Source organism: Actinomadura sp. NTSP31, from assembly GCF_041951385.1.
GTDB lineage: Bacteria > Actinomycetota > Actinomycetes > Streptosporangiales > Streptosporangiaceae > Spirillospora > Spirillospora napierensis.
Window position 1 is genome coordinate 1 of record NZ_JBGNUT010000054.1, and the last position, 16136, is coordinate 16136.

The window sequence follows — 16136 nt, forward strand, 5'->3', positions numbered from 1 at the left end:
GCCGACTCCCAGGCCCGGGTGTTGGGCTGCGCTAAAGGGGGGGGCGGGGGCCCGCGCCCGCGCCCGCCGCACCGGTCCAGGTCAGCCCTGCTTGGGGCCGGCGCTCTCGACGACCTCGAAGCCCCACAGCTCGGAGCCCGCCGCGGCGGGACCGCCGTGCCCGTGGCCGTGCCCGGCGGGGCGCTCCTTGGCGGCCTCGGCGTGCCCGCGCTGGAATGACTGGCTCTGCGTCCAGCGCTGGAAGTCCTCCTCGCTGCGCCACCGGGTGTAGACGAGGTATCGGTCCTGGCCCTCCACAGGGCGCAGCAGCTCGAAGCCCTCGAAGCCCTCGGCGGACTCCACCAGCCCCGCCCGCCCGGCGAAGCGCTTCTCGATCTCCTCGCGCATCTCCGGGTTCACGGTCAGGACATTGATCTTGACGACGGACACGCCGACCCCCTTCACGTCTGGTCGTGCCCACCGTACTCACACCGCCCGCAACCGGACCGCGGGCCACCCTCCGGCGTCGGCCACGCCCGCTTCTCGTTCGGGTGGACGAGGGGGTTTCCTGGACTGACCGGGTAGTCACGTAGAAATTCCATCAAACCCACCGAAACCGGTGGCGGATTTCGGGCGGCGCGGCCACCATGGTTCGCGCACGGCACGCGTGTGCCTCCCGCGCGCCGTCCGTCCGCAGCCGACCCACCGGAGTGATCGCATGCCTGTCCGACCCTGGAGTCCCGAGGACCTCGGGCGTCCCACGGACGGAACCTGGGCCGACGTCGCCTTCGGGCTGGGCGAGATCCACGAGTGCGCGGGCGACCTCGGGCGGGCCGCCGACTGGTTCCGGCGGGCCGCCGAGTCCGGGCACGCCGCCGCCGCGCTGCGGCTCGGCTCCGTGCTCGGCCGGCTGGCCGACGACGGCGCCGACGGGGCCGCGGAGGACCTGCTCGCCGAGGCCACCCGCTGGCTCAGCGGCGCCCAGGGCATCGGCACCCCGGACGCGATCGAGCTGATCACGGACATGCTCAACCGGCACCAGCGCCAGGCCGCCCGCCGCGGCCTGGAACCCGCCACCGCCGGCTGACCGTACATTTCGGGCGGCTTCGCCGAACTCGACCGGCCCGGTCGGCGTCGGACTCCATGAGACCGGCCAGGGAGGTCGAGGAGTTGAGCGGCGAAGAGCCCGGCTACGTGCCCCCGGACCACACGACCACCGTCGAGTTCCGCCGCCCCGCCCCGGAGGGCGAACGCGCCGAGCCGGACACCACCGCGCCGGACCCGCCGGAGAGCGGCGGGCCGCCCGCCGCGCCCGAGCCCGCGGCGGACGTCACGGCCCCCGACCCGCCGGACGAGGTCGAGGGGGCGCTCGACCCGGACGATCGCCGTGTCGCAGGGCAGCCGGCCCCGGACGGGGAACGCGGGACGGCCCCGTCCGCCGCCGACGGGCCGGGCACGATGACGAACCCGGTCGTCCCGGGCTTCGGGCCGCAGTCTCCGCGCGCGGCGACGGCGGCCCGGCCGCGGCGTTACGGCGTCATCACCGCGCTGGCCGCGGCCGTGCTCGTCATGCTCGTGGCCCTGGGCGCGGTCTCGCTGCTCAGCGGCGGCGGATCGGACGAGGATCCCGCGCCGCAGGCCCCCGCGGTGAAGACGACGCGGGCGTCCGGCCGCCCGTCCCCGAGCCGACCCGCCCGGAGAGGTCCGGCGCCGGCGGAGGTGCCGGTCGGGACCGTGGTGACGGGCGACGGCATCACCTTCCAGGTCGTCCAGCGGGACGAGGGCTACTACGAGGGCCGTCTCGTCATCGCCAACCGCACCCGGCGGCCCATGAACGCCTGGCGGGTGAGCTTCGACGCGCCCGGCGCGGACGTCCGCAACGTCTGGGAGGGCCGGCTCGTCCGGGGCGGATCCCATCCGATCATCGAGGGCGCCGGCCCGATCCCGCCCGGCGGCACGCTGGACGTCCAGTACGGCGCGTCCGGCGTCCCGACGACGCCGGGGCGCTGCCTGCTGAACGGCGCCGCGTGCGGCTTCTGAGCCGCGTACTAGGCTCTCGGCCATGCGTATCGCCAGGTTCTCCACCGACGAGGGCATGTCCTTCGGCGTGGTGGAGGAGAACACCATCGCCGCCGTCGCGGCCCACCCGTTCGGTGAGCTGACCTTCACCGGGCAGCGATTCCCGCTCGCCGACGTGCGGCTGCTGGCCCCGATCCTGCCCAGCAAGATCATCGCGATCGGCAAGAACTACGCCGACCACGCGCGCGAGATGGGCGGCGAGCCGCCCGCCGAACCGGTGATCTTCGCCAAGCCGTCCACCGCGGTGATCGGGCCGGGCGAGGCGATCGCCTACCCGGACAGGCTCTCCGAGCGCGTCGACCACGAGGGCGAGCTGGCCGTGGTGATCGGCCGCATGTGCCGGGAGGTCCCCGCCGCCCGCGCCGCCGACGTGATCCTCGGCTACACCTGCGCCAACGACGTCACCGCCCGCGACCTGCAGAAGAAGGACGGGCAGTGGACGCGGGCGAAGGGCTTCGACACCTTCTGCCCGCTCGGCCCGTGGATCGAGACGGAGGCCGACCCGTCCGACCTGGCGATCTCCACCACGGTGAACGGCGAGGTCCGCCAGGAGGCGCGCACGTCGCTGCTGCTGCACGACGTTCCGAGCCTGGTCGAGTACGTCAGCCAGGTCATGACGCTGCTGCCCGGCGACGTCATCCTCACCGGCACCCCGGCCGGTGTCGGCCCGCTGCAGGTCGGCGACGAGGTGACGGTCACGATCGAGAGCATCGGCGCCCTCACCAACCGCGTGGTCACCCGCGACTGACCGCCGCTGTCGTACGGCGTCCCTAAGCTGGGGACGCCGTACGAAGGGGGAGGTCATGGCGTTCACCGGCTTCACCGGCGAGGCTTTCGCGTTCTACGAGGGCCTTCTCGCCGACAACAGCAAGTCCTACTGGACGGCCAACAGGCGGTCCTACGAGGAGCACGTCCGCGAGCCGATGAGCGGCCTGTGCGCCGAGCTCGAAGAGGAGTTCGGCGCGGTCAAGCTGTTCCGCCCCTACCGCGACGTCCGCTTCAGCAAGGACAAGACGCCCTACAAGACGCACCAGGGCGGGCACAGCGGCGGCTACTACGTCCAGATCGACGCCGACGGCCTGATGGTCGCCGGCGGGATGTACGCGCCGACGCCGGAGCAGCTCCGCAGCTACCGGGCCGCCGTCGACGCCGACTCGTCCGGCAAGGAGCTCCAGGCGATCGTGGACGGCCTGCGGGCCGCCGGGCTGGAGATCGCCGGCGACCGCCTCAAGACCCGCCCGCGCGGCACCCCTGAGGACCACCCCCGCCTGGACCTGCTGCGCCACCGCTCCCTCTACGCCCACGAAGGCTGGCCCGTGGATTCGTGGATGTCGACGCAGGAGGTCGTTCCGCGCGTCCGCACCGCCTGGCGCCGCCTCCGTCCGCTGGTCGAGTGGGGTGACGAGCACGTCGGGCCGCCCGACTTCACCCGCTGACGCCGCCCGTCGCGGCAATCGTTTTGGCCGCTGACGCGCCGTCCTGTATTCTCTTCGAGGCGCGAGCGACCAGCCGGAAACGGCCCGGAAGCCCGTACCGCACTGGGGTATGGTGTAATCGGCAGCACGAGTGATTCTGGTTCACTTAGTCTAGGTTCGAGTCCTGGTACCCCAGCTGCGTCCACCAACGTGGACAGGCCCCCGTCGTCTAGTGGCCTAGGACGCCGCCCTCTCAAGGCGGTAACGGCGGTTCGAATCCGCTCGGGGGTACGTTGCATGCTCGTCGGCCTTCGGCCGACTTCGCCCCGGCCCGTGGTGTTCACCCAGGGGGGCGACCCCCTGGAACCCCCGGTGCGCGGCTTCGCCGCGCGGGGGGTGTGCGCGAAGCCCTGGTTTTCTGCGAAGTGCCCGGTCAGTGTTGACCGGGCTTTTTGCGTATCCGGGCCGGTGCGGGTTCTACGGGACGGGGTGGAATTCGGTTCGAGGTGGGGGGCGGGGTCCGGTAGGCTGGGCGAGGCCCGAGCGGGAGACCGCCTCGGACCACAGTCCGGCCCCCGTCGTCTAGTGGCCTAGGACGCCGCCCTCTCAAGGCGGTAACGGCGGTTCGAATCCGCTCGGGGGTACGTTCCACCAGACCGCGAGTCCCCGGACCCGCGGTTTTTTTCGTGTCAGGACGTGCGGCGTCCGCGGCCCGAGCCGGTGCGGATGCCGAAGACCACCACGATGAGCGCGACCACGATGACGGCCGCGATGCCCGTGCGGCCGGTCACGAAGGCGCGCACGGTGCCGGACGTTCTGGACCACAGCCCGTTGTCCGGCGATTCGGCGGTCTCGCCCAGCCAGACCGAACCGTCGGCAGCGGACGCGGGGCGGGTCGCGGACTCCTCGACCGTCTGCGGGAGCCGCGGGTGCTCGCGGTCCATCCGCGCGGAGTCGATCGCGCTCATCGGGATCTTGCTGAAGTCGACGCCTCCGGTCACCATGTGGCGCATCTCCCGCACGCCGCCCCGGTTGATCGTCTGGGTGTAGGTGAAGTCGCCGTTCTGGATGGAACGGACGAACGAGTCGTACACCTGCCGTGGCGTCCAGCCGTCCTGCAGCTTTGCGGGGCCAATGTTCCCGGAGCCGATCAGTCCGTCGAAGGACGTGCGGTGACCGTCCTGGTGCCGTTTCCGGATCCATTGGGCGATGACGCGGGCGAGGAACGCGCGGCGGATGGGCGCGTATTCGGGGGCGGTGTTGACGGCCTTGACCACCGCTGGAACGATCATCCGCTGTTCCAGCCGCTCGTTGCGGGCGTCGCTCGCCGGGTCCGAGACGCAGGACAGCTTGCCGGCGTTGGCGATGTGCTGCGCCTTCGCCTTCACCGCCAGGTCGGCTTTGAGGATGTACAGGGACGAGCCGTCCTCGCGTACTTCGACGTCGCCGGGGACGATCCACATGCGGGACGAGTAGCACGCCTTGGTCGAGCCGCCCATCAGCGCGTCCCAGTACTTCGCGCCGAGGCCGGTGTTCGGGTCGAGCAGTTCCCCCTCGGTGCGTTTCATCAGATAGTCGGCTTCGAGGAGGGCCTTGCCGGCGTTGGTCCGCCCGAGTGCGGGGGCGATGATCCGGCTCGGCTCGTCCGGATTGAGGTTCACCCAGAACTCGCTCGGGTCGAGGACCAGCCAGGTCCGCAGGTCGGCGGTGCTGTTCTCGACCGCGTCGAGCCCCGATCCGGCGTCCTGGACGAGCCCGGGGGAGCCCGGCCGTCCGGAGAACGAGTACTTCACGCGGCCGCCGGTGTCGGACATGTACCGCATCTGCAGCGTGGAGAAGTCCACCCCGCCGAGGTCGCCGGACATGAGTCCCTTGACCAGCCCGCTCTGCTCCTCCCCGCCGCACGGCGCCTTCAGCGGCGGCGCCACCAGCGCGGCGAGCCGCCTCCCGCCTGTGGCGGGCCTGCCGAGCGCCGTCGCCTTGGTGCAGGCCAGCCCGACGTTCTGCACGGCCTTCTTGGACTTCTTGGCGGCGTTCTGCTTGATCGCAGCGGCCTCGGCGTCCAATTCCTCGGCCCGCTCGACATGGCTCTGCAGTACGTAGCGCGAGCTGTGCACCTTGGTGGCGAGGTCGCGTTGTCCGAGGACCCGGAGTTGGAGGTCCGCGGCCTTCTGGACCTTGTTCATCAGGGTGCGGGCCTGCTGGAGTCTCGGCTTCAGTTCCGGGAACCTCTTCAGGTCTCTGTCATAGGCCGTCTTGAATCCCGTCGCTATGGTCGCGAACGCGCCCGCCCACATCTGCGCTTCCGGCTGGTCGTGCGCGGCCAGCGCGTCGTCGATCAGGTGCGGGGCGGCGAGCGCGTAGGCGAGGGCGACGGTGGTGTCGTCCGCCGTCTGGGTGGGGACGGCGTAGCCGGCGTCCGGGGCGACGGCGCTGCACGTCCCGCCGGACTTGTTGCCGCAGGGCTGCCGCACGACCTCGTCGTCCTTGGAGAGCCGGGACGGGCCGACCGCCACGTGGTCGAGCGTGAATCCTTTCGCGAGGTAGTCGCGGTAGGCGTTGCCTTCCCCGAGCTTCTGCAGGCGGCGATCGAGTTCTTGCGACGCGGCCTTGATCTGTTCCGGGGTCCGTCCGGCGGTCCGGGCCGCCACGACGTACCTCGCTTTCGCCTGCGCCTTCAAGGCCATGATCTCGGCGTGGAGTTTGAACCAGCCGTTGTTGTTCACCTGCGGCCAGTTGCGCCCGACCGTCTGGAGAACGATGCTTTTCGACGTCACCGCGGTCTCGTTCAGCAGTTCCCGGTAAAGCCGCGGGTTCTCGCGGTCGATCGCCTGTGCGGTCAGCACCCGCGCGCCGGTGCCCTGCTCCTCGCGCGTGCCCCAGATCGAGGCGAAGATCGCCGCGACGTCCCGCGCCATTCCCGGCGGCACGTCGAGCACCACGTGCGTGACCGCGTAGGTCAGCCCCGGCCGGCCCAGATTCCCGTCCTCGGCGATCTTCCTCATGATCAGTTTGCCGCGCTCCGTCTCCCACAGCACGGGGAAGCGGCTCATGTCGAGCCGGCCGCCCGGGGCCGCCTCCGAGGTGGCTTCGAGCGATGCCGGAGGCCGGACCCGGGCCGCGGACGCGCCGGGGGCCGCGGTGGCGAGGGCGACGAGGACCGCGAGCAGGAGTGCGGCGTGACGGCTTCGCATCGGTGCCTCCTCGGCGGTCGGCCGGAGGAAGCGGCCGGGTCCCGCGGAGCCTGGGAGCGATCAGGAAGCCGGGGACGGGCCCGCGTCGTCGGGCGGCGCGGAGCGGGGCGGCGGGCCGGGCTGCGGCGGCTGGGCCGGGTACCCGGGTGGTGCGGCGGGTGGGCGGCTCGCCATTCGCGGTTGCAGGTTGAGGCTCGTCGCCTGGAGGTAGGCGATCAGGGTCGGGGAGGGGCTGCCGGGACCGCCGGAAGGACCACCGGCCGCGGCGGCGCCGCGCTTGAAGCCCAGCGCGCCGGCGGCGGCGAGAGCGCCCAGGGCCAGGACGGCGACGATGGTGGCGCCGCCCAGGGACGTGGACGTCGAGCAGGTGCGGTTGTGCCCGAAGTGCTCAAGGTCGATGGACGGCTTGTACTCGTAGCTGACATCGCAGGCGGAGGCGTTCTGCGCGGTCAGCGGCAGGACGAGGCCGGCGCAGAGGAGCGTCCCGAGGACGAACCGGATCGCGCGCGTCGCGAGGCCGCGGCGCGTCATGACGCCGCCTGCCCGGGGCGGGGCGCGGGCGCCGGGGGCATCGGCTGGGGCGTCGGGCCGGTCTTCAGCCGCATCACTTTGGCCCGCAAGGCGTTTCCTTCCTCGCCGGTGGGATCCGGGTGCTGCCATCGCCAGGCGGCCAGGTCGAGCTGGGCCGTCTGCAGGCGGCGGAGGGTGCGCAGCCCGTTCCATCCGTGGAGCCGCCAGGTGCCGATGAGGGTCCAGAACCGGACGGCCGGGTCGATGAGGAACGGCGCCTCCTGGCGCGTGACGGCCGGGCCGGACGCGGTCTCGGCGGACACGGCGGCGCGGGCGGCGGCGCCTCGGACGCGCGTCCCGTGGACCAGGATCAGGACGGCCACGAGGATGAACGGCACCTGGGGGAGCAGCCAGAAGAACGGGGAGATGATCAGGGTGTCGAGCGGGCCGCCGACCGTGATGTGGTCGTGGGCCAGGTGCGACAGCCAGGCCGCCAGGGTCTCGGTGGCGATGGCGCCCCCGGCCGCGGCGACGAGGGCGGCCGCCGCGGTGCGGCGGCGCTGCCCGCGGTCGTGCGCCTGCGCGGCGAGGCCGATCCCGGCGCCGAGCACCGCGCCGAAGGCGACCTGCCCGCCGAGCAGGCCGATCGACTGGCGGATCCAGTACTCGAAGCCGCCCGTCGCGCCGTTGAACGCGCTGAGCATGCCGAACAGGCGGATGAACAGGACGCTCTCCACCAGGTTGTAGCCGAGGCCGATGGCGGCGCCGACGACCAGGCCGGTGACGGCGTCGGTGACGCGGTGCCGGAACAGCGTCAGGAGCAGGACGACGCCGGCCGCGACGAGCAGCGCGTTCACGAGGCCGAGATGCACGAGCAGCCCGTCGATGATGCGGTACTGGGTGTGGATCTGACCGGCGAGGTCGCTCTTGTGGCCGTTGAGGGCGAAGCCGTTGATGGTGCCGAACGCGAGGTTGCTGGACGCGCGTCCGAGCCCGAAGACGATCAGCGCGCCCCAGCCGAACGCGACCAGCAGCATCGCGAGCGGGATCCGGGAGAGGCGCTGGGCGTGGTGGAGCAGCCACAGCACGAGGGCGGTGCCGGGGACGCAGGCGAGCGCCGGCCCCGGGGCGGCGCCGATGACCGCCAGCGGGATCAGCCCGAACGGGAGCAGCAGCACTCCGATGATCGCCCAGGTCAGGGCCCTGGCCCGGCGCTCGTCCGGGCGGGTGGCGAGCACGTACGCCTGGAGCGCGGCGCCGATGACGATGCCGGCGAGGAGTGTCCAGAACACGGCGCGGGGCGTGCCGAGCAGCCGTCCGAGCCGGGGAGCCGCTGGAAGATCGACAGGGCCGGCTCGTTCGGGAGCACGTGCGGCCGCAGCAGGTTGAGCAGCAGCTCGACCAGGTACAGGGCGATGGCCAGCCGGGCGACCAGCAGCGCCCGCGCGCGGGCGGCGACGTCGTCGCGGACGGTGTCGCGGATGGCGGCCCGGACGCCGTCCGCCGCCACGGGGGCCGTCACGGCGCACCTCCCGGGATTTGCGGAATGCTGGGCAGGTTCGTCGGGAGGGACGGCATTTCCGTGGGGAAATTCGTCGGCATCTGCGTCGGGAACTCGGTGGGCATTCCGGTCGATCCCGGTGGAACGTTCGGGAACGTGGTGGGCAGGTTCGGCATCGTCGGCACGGTCGGGGTCGGCATCGCGGGCGTCCGCGGGTCGTTCCCGCCGGACAGCTCGACGGCCAGGGCCGCGGCCAGCAGCACCACGCCGATCACCGCGCCCGCCATCAGGAGCAGCAGCTGCGGGCGCGGTGCGCCTCGGGCGGCGTCGGCTACGCGATCGTCATTCATGGTCCCTGTCGCTCTGTGCGATGTGATCAAGGATCGTCGGGCGTCGCCCCTTGCGGGACGCGACCGGCGTCGCGTCCCGCAAGGGGAAAGGTCGGAATACCGGGCGGGGGACTGACGATCCGAATGGTAGGCACGGCCGGTATACGTCGGGAATACGGCCACCGACCTGTCACCCCGCGGTGAGGCCCGCCTTGCCCTGCTTCGCCTGGGACGAATGACTCGCGGAGGACGGGGTCAGGGCTTGCGGGCGACGCCGCAGAACTCGTCGATCTCGGTGGCCTCACCGATCTCGGCGGCAGGCGCGTTCCACAGCGGGCAGGACACCACGCCCGGCGGAAGGAGTTCCAGGCCCTCGAAGAAGCCTTCGAGCTGCGTGGGCGTGCGCAGGACGTAGGGCGGTTCGGCGGACTGGTTCCAGATCTCGATCGCGGCGGCCGACGCGGGGTCGACGACGTTGGTCGCGTCGTACAGGGCGAGGTAGCTGCCGCTGGGCAGGGCATCCGTCAGCCGCCGGACGATCGACCGCGCCTCGCCGTCGTCGGTGATGTGGCCGAGGATCCCCATCAGCATCAGCGCGACGGGCTCGCCGAGATCGAGGGTCTCGGCCGCGCCGGCGAGGATCCTCTCCGGGTCGCGCAGGTCGGCGTCCAGGTAGCTGGTCCTGCCCTCCGGCGCGCCGGTCAGCAGCGCGCGGGCGTGCGCGAGGACGAGCGGGTCGTTGTCGACGTAGACGACCCGGGCGGACGGCGCGGCGCGCTGCGCGACCTGGTGGGTGTTGTCGGCGGTCGGCAGGCCCGTGCCGATGTCGAGGAACTGCCGGACGCCGAGGTCGGCCGTGAGGTGGTGGACGGCGCGCTGCAGGAACTGCCGGGTGGCGCGGGCGAACAGCGCCATGTCGGGGAGGACCTTCAGGATGTCGTCGCCGACCTGCCGGTCGACCTCGAAATGGTCCTTCCCGCCTAACCAGTAGTTCCAGATGCGGGCGGTCTGGGGGACGGTGGAGTCGATCGGAGGGGTCTGGTCGGTCACGGTGGCTTCCTCGTTCGGGATCATGGACGGCGGGAACCATCCAACCTCTGCCGATCCTCTCTGGGAACCGGTTCACGGGCGCGCGCGGTGGCCGGTACCGGGCGCGGCCCCGGGCCACCAGAAGCGGGGACCGGCGTCGAGGGCCAGGGCGGGGACGATCACCGAGCGGACGAGGAAGGTGTCGAGCAGGACGCCGAGCGAGACCAGCACGCCGATCTCCACGAACATCGTCACGGGCATGACGCCGAGGACGCCGAACGTGCTGGCCAGGACGAGCCCCGCGGCGGAGATGACGCCGCCGGTGACGCCGAGCCCGCGCAGCACGCCCGCGCGGTGCCCGGCGCGGGCCGCCTCCTCGCGGATGCGGGAGACGAGGAACAGGTTGTAGTCGACGCCGAGCGCCACCATGAACAGGAAGCCCATCAGCGCGACCTGGACGTCCAGCGCGGGGAAGCCGAAGGCGTACCGGAACAGCAGCCAGGACGCGCCGAGCGCGGCGAAGTACGACGCGACGACGGTGGCGATCACCAGCAGCGGGGCGACGAGGGCGCGGAGCAGGGCCGTCAGCACGAGCAGGACGACCGCGAGGATCAGCGGGATCACCACCCGGCGGTCGTGCGCCTGCGCGTCGGCGAGGTCGAGTTCGCTCGCCGCTCCCGCGCCGACGAGCGCGTCCGGCCGGGCGTGGCGGATCCGCTCGACGGTCCGCTGGGCGGCGTCGCCGTCGGGCGGGTCGGTCAGCACGACGGCGGTGCGGGTGAGGCGCCCGTCGGCCGACGTCTCGGGCGTTCCGGTCCGCGCGATCCCTGGGAGACCGCGCAGGTCGACCGGTTTCCGGCCGATGACCTGGAGGGGCCGGCTCTCGTCGCCGGGGTAGTGGGCCGCGGCGATGCGCTCGCCCTTCACCGAGTTCGGCGTGGTGGTGAGGAAGTGCGCGCGGTCGAGGCCGGTGTGGACGCCGAGGCAGCCGGCGGCGAGCGCGGCCAGCACGGCCGCGCCGAGCGTCCAGACCAGGCGGGGGCGCGCGGCGACGCGGCGGCCGACGCGGTCCCAGACTCCGCCGCGGGAGGGCGGCGCGTCGCCGAACCGGGGGATACGCGGCCAGAACACCCAGCGGCCGAGCACGACCAGCAGCGCGGGAAGCAGCGTCATCGCGACGACGAGGCCGCCGGCGACGCCGATCGCGCCGACCGGGCCGAGCGCGTAGTTGAAGCCCATGCGCGCGGCGAGCAGGCACAGCAGCCCGAGGCAGACGGTCGCGGCGGACGCGGTGACGGGCGCGGCGGCGCGGCGGAGCGCGACGGCCATCGCCCGGTGCCGGTCCTCGTGGCGGCGCAGTTCCTCGCGGTAGCGGGCGAGGAGGAGCAGGGCGTAGTCGGTGGTGATGCCGAACACGAGCGCGTCGAGGATGGTCGACATGCCGTCCGCGACGTACAGGTCGGCGTACCTGCCCAGCAGGTAGACGACCGCCGTGGACAACTGGAGCGAGACCGCCGCGCTGACGAGCGGAAGCAGCCACAGGACCGGGCTGCGGTAGGTGAGCAGCAGCACGGCCGCGACCAGCACGACCGTCACCAGGAGAAGCGGCTTGTCGACCTTGCGGAACGCGTCGCCGGAGTCGAGCGCCGCGCCGGCGGGCCCGGTCACCTTCACCTGAAGCCCCCGCGGGACGTGGCCCGTCACGATGTCGCGGACCTTCTCGGCATTGTCCGCGAGGTCGTCATCGTCGTGGAGGGGGACGGTCAGGAGGAGGGCCTGGCCGTCGCGCGACGGTTGCGGCGGGTCGACCGTCCCCGCCGCGAGCGCGGCGAGGGCGCGGCGGTCGGCGCCGGCCTCGGTGCGGTCGGCGGGCGTGACGCCCGTGGTACGTGCGTAGACGATGACGGCCGGCGCCTGCTTGCCGTCCCGGAACCGGTCCGTGAGCTTCTCGACCTCGGTGGACTGGGCGCCGCGCGGAAGTTCGGCCGCCGACTCCGCCTTCACGACGTCCGGCAGCTTTCCCGCGAACGGGACCGCGACCGCGACGATCGCGATCCAGAGCAGCAGGACCGCCCATTTCACCAGGCGTTTGCTCGAGAGCAGCATGAGGTGCTCTCCTTTCCATGGGGGTTGTGCATCGTGTGAGCGACCGCCGCCGGCCGGCGGCGGATGTGATGCGGCCTCCGCCCGGGCCGCCGAGGGGCAACTCGGCGGCCCGGACCTTTTGCGGGCCCAGACCTAGGCGGGCCCGGACCTGTGCGGGCTCAGACCTCGGGGAAGGCCAGGAACCGGGCGCGCAGGGTGCGCGCACCGGGCGGCGGGTCGTCGTCGGCCCGCTTGTAGCGGTAGAGGAGCGCGATGTACTCCTCGAAGAAGGGGCGCACCTGGTCGGGCGTCAGCGTGACGGTGGAGGAGGAGAACAGCAGGGCGTCCGCCCATTCGCCCATCCCGTCGCGTTCCCGCTGGAAGCGGGCCAGCATCTCCAGTTCGTCGGCCACCTCCAGCTTCGTCAGCTGCTCGACCGCGTCCCGCATCGCGGGCGACTGCTCGCGGTAGGGCGGGATCCGCCGGTCCGCCGGGACGGCCCGCCACCAGCGCTCCCGCCCGCGCTTGAGCTCCGGCACCTCCTCGACGAACCCGTACTTGGCGAACTGCCGCAGGTGGTAGCTCGTCGCGCCGGTGCTCTGGCCCAGCTCGCGGGCGAGGGTCGTGGACGAGACGGGCCCGCGCCGCATGATCTCCGCGATCCGCTGCCGCAGCGGGTGGGCGAGCAGCCGCACCTGCCGCGGGTCGGTGATCACTTCGGGGGCGGGCTGCTCTTGCGGCGGCCGTTGCGGGGGCGGCCGCCCGGGCGGCGGTTGTTCCATGGCCCGGACGCTACGAGTTGCAAAGGGCCTTTGCAATCCTTCTTGGCAGAGTTCGCCGCAGGGAGGGAGGCGGGTGGCGCCCGCGGGTGAGGCGCCCGCTACCCCGCAGGGCCCGGTTCTGCTGCGTGATCGATCCGACACGCGCTGAAACATGGCCCGTGTCCTTGGCTGACGGCGACTTCTGCGGTCAACTAAAGTCGTCGGCGTCGGCGAGGTTCGGGAGGGGCCGGATGAGCAACAAGACGGAAGAGATCGCGCCGGGCGCGACGCTGGCGGACAAGGTCGAATGGCTGATCCGCAACCTGTGGCCGGCGGACGCGCAGCCGCCGCGCAACAACGTCGAGACGGCCGCCGCCATCGCGAACTCCACCGGCGAGGACATCTCCTCCACCACCGTGTGGAAGCTGCGCACCGGCCGCCAGGAGAACCCCCAGCTCAAGACCCTCCGCGCGCTCGCCACCTTCTTCGGCGTGCCGATCGGGTACTTCGGGCGCCCCAGCGAGACCGCCCCCATCGACGAGGACATCACCCTCAAGGCGCTCCGCCGCGACGTCGAGCACGGCATCATCCGCCCCGAGGTCCTGCGCGCCCTGGTCGACCTGTCGCCCGAGGCCCGCTGGGTCGTCGACGAGATGATCCTCAGCGCCGCCGAGGCCGACCGCCGCCGGCAGGCCGCGTCCTGACCCTCCCCGCCGCGTCCTGACCCTCCCGCCGCGGCCTCCCGGTTCAGGGCAGATCGGTGCGCCAGAGGGTCGGGGCGGCGCCGTCCGTACCGGTCGCGATGAGGCCCTCGCCCTGGACGGCGAGGCCGGTCAGCCGCTGGCTCCCGTCACCCTCCAGACGGGCGCCGTGCGAGCGGGTCGTCCGCCACGACGCGCCGTCAGCTGAGCTCCACAGCGCGACGTCGTCCGTCCCGGCCGGCGTCCCCGCGAGGACGAATCCGCGCGGCGTCGCCAGGCTCGCCGAAAGCGCGGACGCCTGGACGGTCTGGGCGCGCCACGTCCGTCCCGCGTCGGACGACACGGCGACCACGTTGCCCGCACCCGTCGCGACCACGGTGTCGCCCCGCGCCACGACATGGGTCAGCGGTCCCTGCGCTTGCGGCGGCTGTATCGAGGTCCACTTCGCACCGTCGTCGGACGTCCACACGGCCGGCGCGCCATTGCGCTCGCCGACCGCGACATAGCCCTTCGTCACGGAGGCGACGTCGTGCATCTTCCCGTCCTGCAGATCGCCGGATCCGGCGGTCCACTGGGCGAGGTCGTCCGAACGCCATGCGATGGGTGATTTGTCCGTGGATCCCACGACGACGTAGCCCGCCGGCCCGTAGGCGGCGCCGCCCAGCTCGCCGTCGTCATCCGCCGGGGCCGTCACGGGGTTCCACGCGTTCGCATCAGCCGAGGTGAGGAGCAGCGGCTTCGTGGCGCTGCGTCCTGCCGCGACCCAGCCCTTCGGCCCGTGGACCGCTGCGGACAGCCGCTGGACACCAGGGCCTGCGAGCCCCGTACCGCCGGCGCGCGTCCACGCCTTACCGTCCCGCGTCGCCCAGACGGCCGCCTCTCCGGCACCGCTGCCGACCGCCAACGTCGTCCCATTGGCGGACACCAGCCGCCTGATGGTCCGGTCCGGCGTGACCGCGCCCGGAACGGAGAGCAGGTCGATGTCCCCATGGCGCGCGCCCGGAGCCGTCAGGTACGCGCCGGTGTTCTGATGGCCCGCCACGAGAACGCCCTTGGGAAGCGCCGCCGTCGACTCGGCCTTGCGCCCCTGGTCCGTCGCGAGCCTTTCCACGGACTGCCAGTTCACGCCGTCCGTGCTCCTCTGCACGGCCACCCGCCCGTCGGTGAGCGGGGTGAGCGCGGCCAGCCCCGCGTCCGACCCGCCCAACGCCGCCAATCCGGAGTAGGTGCTGCGGTCGATGGTGCTGGAACGCGTCCAGCCGACACCGTCGGACGACCGGAAGAACACCGCGAGCCCGCGCTTCTTCGGGTTCTTCGACGACCCGCCGGTCCGGCGCCCCTCCCGCGCGGCGAAGAACCCGCCGGGCCCGGACGTCAACGCGACCACCGGCCCGTACGACCCGTCGCTCTGCGGAACCTCCGCGCGCGCCCACGTCCGCCCGGCATCGGCGGACCGCCACAGGTCGCCCTTGTCGTTCCGCACGACGAGCGTGTCCCCGCTCGCCGCGATGCTTTGCGGCATGCCCTGCAAGGCCGGCTGCTGCCGCTGCCACGTGGCGCCGTCCGAGGACGTCCACAGCACGGGCGTGCTCTGGTTCGTCCCGATCGCGGCGAACCCCGCCGAGGTGGCCGCGAGTCCGGTCACGTGGTCGCCCGGATTGAACACGCCCTTGCCGCCGGCCCGATGTGACCACGTCCGGCCGTCCGCGCTCGTCCACACGGCCACGCCGCCGGGGCCCCCGCCCAACGCGGCCCAGGACCGGCTCCCCGCCGCGACGACCTGGGGCACGTCCCCGCTCGTCCCGCCCTCGTCCTCCACCTTCGCGACGTTCCACGCCTCGCCGCCGTCGGACGACACGAGGATCTGCCCCCGCGGCGCGTCCACGGTCTCGCTCCCGACCGTCACCGCCGTTTCCCCGTGCACCGCGACCGCCGTGATCGTCTGCTGGTGCCCGTCGTACAGCGCCGCCGGCACCGCGAACACCTTGTCGGCGGCCTCCGCCCCCGGCGCGCCGGTCCGGCCGCCGCCACCGCCGTCCCGCACCAGGTACGCCACGCCCCCGGCGACCAGCACCGCCACCGCCGCGACCGCGATCCCCGAGCGCAGCCCGGGCCGGAACACGCGGGTCGCCCCGCCCTCCGGCGGCGTGGGCGCGCCCCGCGGCCGGTCGAACACCGGCCCGTCCGCACCCTGCGGCTCCTCGGCCGCCCGAACCCGCACCCGCCCCATCGGCCGCCCACCCGAGCCGGCGTGGGCGTTCGGCGCGGCGGGCGCCGCGCTCTCGCCGCCCGCGCCGCGCGGCCACGGCGCCGGTCTTCTTTCCGTGCCGGCGCTCGTGTTCGGCTGCGGTTGGACGGGCGGTGCCGGGCGCGGTGCGGGTGGTGCTTCTGGTGGCGGTGGCGCCGGTCGACCGGGCGTCGCGGTGGGCGGAGGGCCCGCCGGTGGTAGCGGGCGGACCGGGACGGCCGGCGGCGGAGACGCTGCCGCCGCCATGGGGCTGCGGGGCAGAGCGGCCGGGCCGGTGGGGGTGCGCGCGGGACGCCCGGGTGTCC

Annotated in this window: 15 protein-coding genes and 3 tRNA genes; 8 read left to right on the forward strand and 10 right to left on the reverse strand. The window is 73.1% G+C overall.

The window, feature by feature from the left end:
* Positions 1 to 81: 81 nt before the first annotated feature.
* Positions 82 to 429: an antibiotic biosynthesis monooxygenase family protein gene (locus ACA514_RS46720; protein WP_375047984.1), complete on the reverse strand. Its 348-nt coding sequence runs from the start codon at positions 427 to 429 to the stop codon at positions 82 to 84.
* 268 nt (positions 430 to 697) lie between these two features.
* Here ACA514_RS46720 and ACA514_RS46725 point away from each other — a divergent pair, with 268 nt between their 5' ends.
* The 7 genes from ACA514_RS46725 to ACA514_RS46755 all read left to right on the forward strand — a co-directional run bounded on the left by ACA514_RS46725 (position 698) and on the right by ACA514_RS46755 (position 4117).
* Positions 698 to 1066, forward strand: coding sequence for a hypothetical protein (locus ACA514_RS46725; RefSeq protein ID WP_375047985.1), 369 nt, complete (start codon positions 698 to 700; stop codon positions 1064 to 1066).
* 83 nt (positions 1067 to 1149) lie between these two features.
* The gene (locus ACA514_RS46730) at positions 1150 to 2019 is read left to right on the forward strand and encodes a cellulose binding domain-containing protein (protein ID WP_375047986.1); all 870 of its coding nucleotides are present in this window, start codon (positions 1150 to 1152) and stop codon (positions 2017 to 2019) included.
* Between the two features lie 22 nt (positions 2020 to 2041).
* On the forward strand, positions 2042 to 2806 hold the full coding sequence (locus tag ACA514_RS46735) for a fumarylacetoacetate hydrolase family protein (protein WP_375047987.1): 765 nt from the start codon (positions 2042 to 2044) through the stop codon (positions 2804 to 2806).
* Between the two features lie 55 nt (positions 2807 to 2861).
* A complete protein-coding gene (locus ACA514_RS46740; RefSeq protein WP_375047988.1) occupies positions 2862 to 3494 on the forward strand; it encodes a DUF2461 domain-containing protein in 633 nt (210 codons plus the stop codon).
* Positions 3495 to 3597: 103 nt separating this feature from the next.
* A tRNA-Gln gene (locus ACA514_RS46745) sits at positions 3598 to 3669 on the forward strand.
* Between the two features lie 22 nt (positions 3670 to 3691).
* Positions 3692 to 3764 (forward strand) — tRNA-Glu (locus ACA514_RS46750).
* A 280-nt stretch (positions 3765 to 4044) separates the two neighbouring features.
* Positions 4045 to 4117: transfer RNA gene (locus ACA514_RS46755), tRNA-Glu, on the forward strand.
* A gap of 45 nt (positions 4118 to 4162) precedes the next feature.
* On the opposite strand, the gene ACA514_RS46760 is transcribed toward ACA514_RS46755, so the two are convergent.
* From ACA514_RS46760 to ACA514_RS46795, 8 genes are all read right to left on the reverse strand, one after another.
* Complete coding sequence (locus ACA514_RS46760) at positions 4163 to 6667, reverse strand: hypothetical protein (protein WP_375047989.1); 2505 nt, start codon at positions 6665 to 6667, stop codon at positions 4163 to 4165.
* Between the two features lie 60 nt (positions 6668 to 6727).
* On the reverse strand, positions 6728 to 7198 hold the full coding sequence (locus tag ACA514_RS46765; RefSeq protein ID WP_375047990.1) for a hypothetical protein: 471 nt from the start codon (positions 7196 to 7198) through the stop codon (positions 6728 to 6730).
* Positions 7195 to 8469, reverse strand: coding sequence for a PrsW family glutamic-type intramembrane protease (locus ACA514_RS46770; protein WP_375047991.1), 1275 nt, complete (start codon positions 8467 to 8469; stop codon positions 7195 to 7197). Before ACA514_RS46770 ends, ACA514_RS46765 begins: the two co-directional genes overlap by 4 nt.
* Positions 8373 to 8699, reverse strand: a complete 327-nt coding sequence (locus tag ACA514_RS46775) for a hypothetical protein (RefSeq protein WP_375047992.1) — start codon at positions 8697 to 8699, stop codon at positions 8373 to 8375. Before ACA514_RS46775 ends, ACA514_RS46770 begins: the two co-directional genes overlap by 97 nt.
* Positions 8696 to 9028, reverse strand: a complete 333-nt coding sequence (locus ACA514_RS46780) for a hypothetical protein (protein WP_375047993.1) — start codon at positions 9026 to 9028, stop codon at positions 8696 to 8698. Before ACA514_RS46780 ends, ACA514_RS46775 begins: the two co-directional genes overlap by 4 nt.
* A 234-nt stretch (positions 9029 to 9262) precedes the next feature.
* Positions 9263 to 10081, reverse strand: coding sequence for an SAM-dependent methyltransferase (locus ACA514_RS46785; protein ID WP_375047994.1), 819 nt, complete (start codon positions 10079 to 10081; stop codon positions 9263 to 9265).
* Positions 10082 to 10129: 48 nt separating this feature from the next.
* Entirely contained in the window at positions 10130 to 12142 is a 2013-nt protein-coding gene (locus ACA514_RS46790) for an MMPL family transporter (RefSeq protein WP_375047995.1), read from the reverse strand.
* Positions 12143 to 12300: 158 nt separating this feature from the next.
* The gene (locus ACA514_RS46795) at positions 12301 to 12903 is read right to left on the reverse strand and encodes a helix-turn-helix domain-containing protein (RefSeq protein WP_375047996.1); all 603 of its coding nucleotides are present in this window, start codon (positions 12901 to 12903) and stop codon (positions 12301 to 12303) included.
* A gap of 230 nt (positions 12904 to 13133) precedes the next feature.
* On the opposite strand from ACA514_RS46795, the gene ACA514_RS46800 reads away from it, so the two are divergent.
* Entirely contained in the window at positions 13134 to 13586 is a 453-nt protein-coding gene (locus ACA514_RS46800) for a hypothetical protein (protein ID WP_375047997.1), read from the forward strand.
* Between the two features lie 43 nt (positions 13587 to 13629).
* Here the strand turns inward: ACA514_RS46800 and ACA514_RS46805 are convergent, their stop codons facing one another.
* Positions 13630 to 15804: a hypothetical protein gene (locus ACA514_RS46805; protein ID WP_375047998.1), complete on the reverse strand. Its 2175-nt coding sequence runs from the start codon at positions 15802 to 15804 to the stop codon at positions 13630 to 13632.
* Positions 15805 to 16136 lie beyond the last annotated feature (332 nt).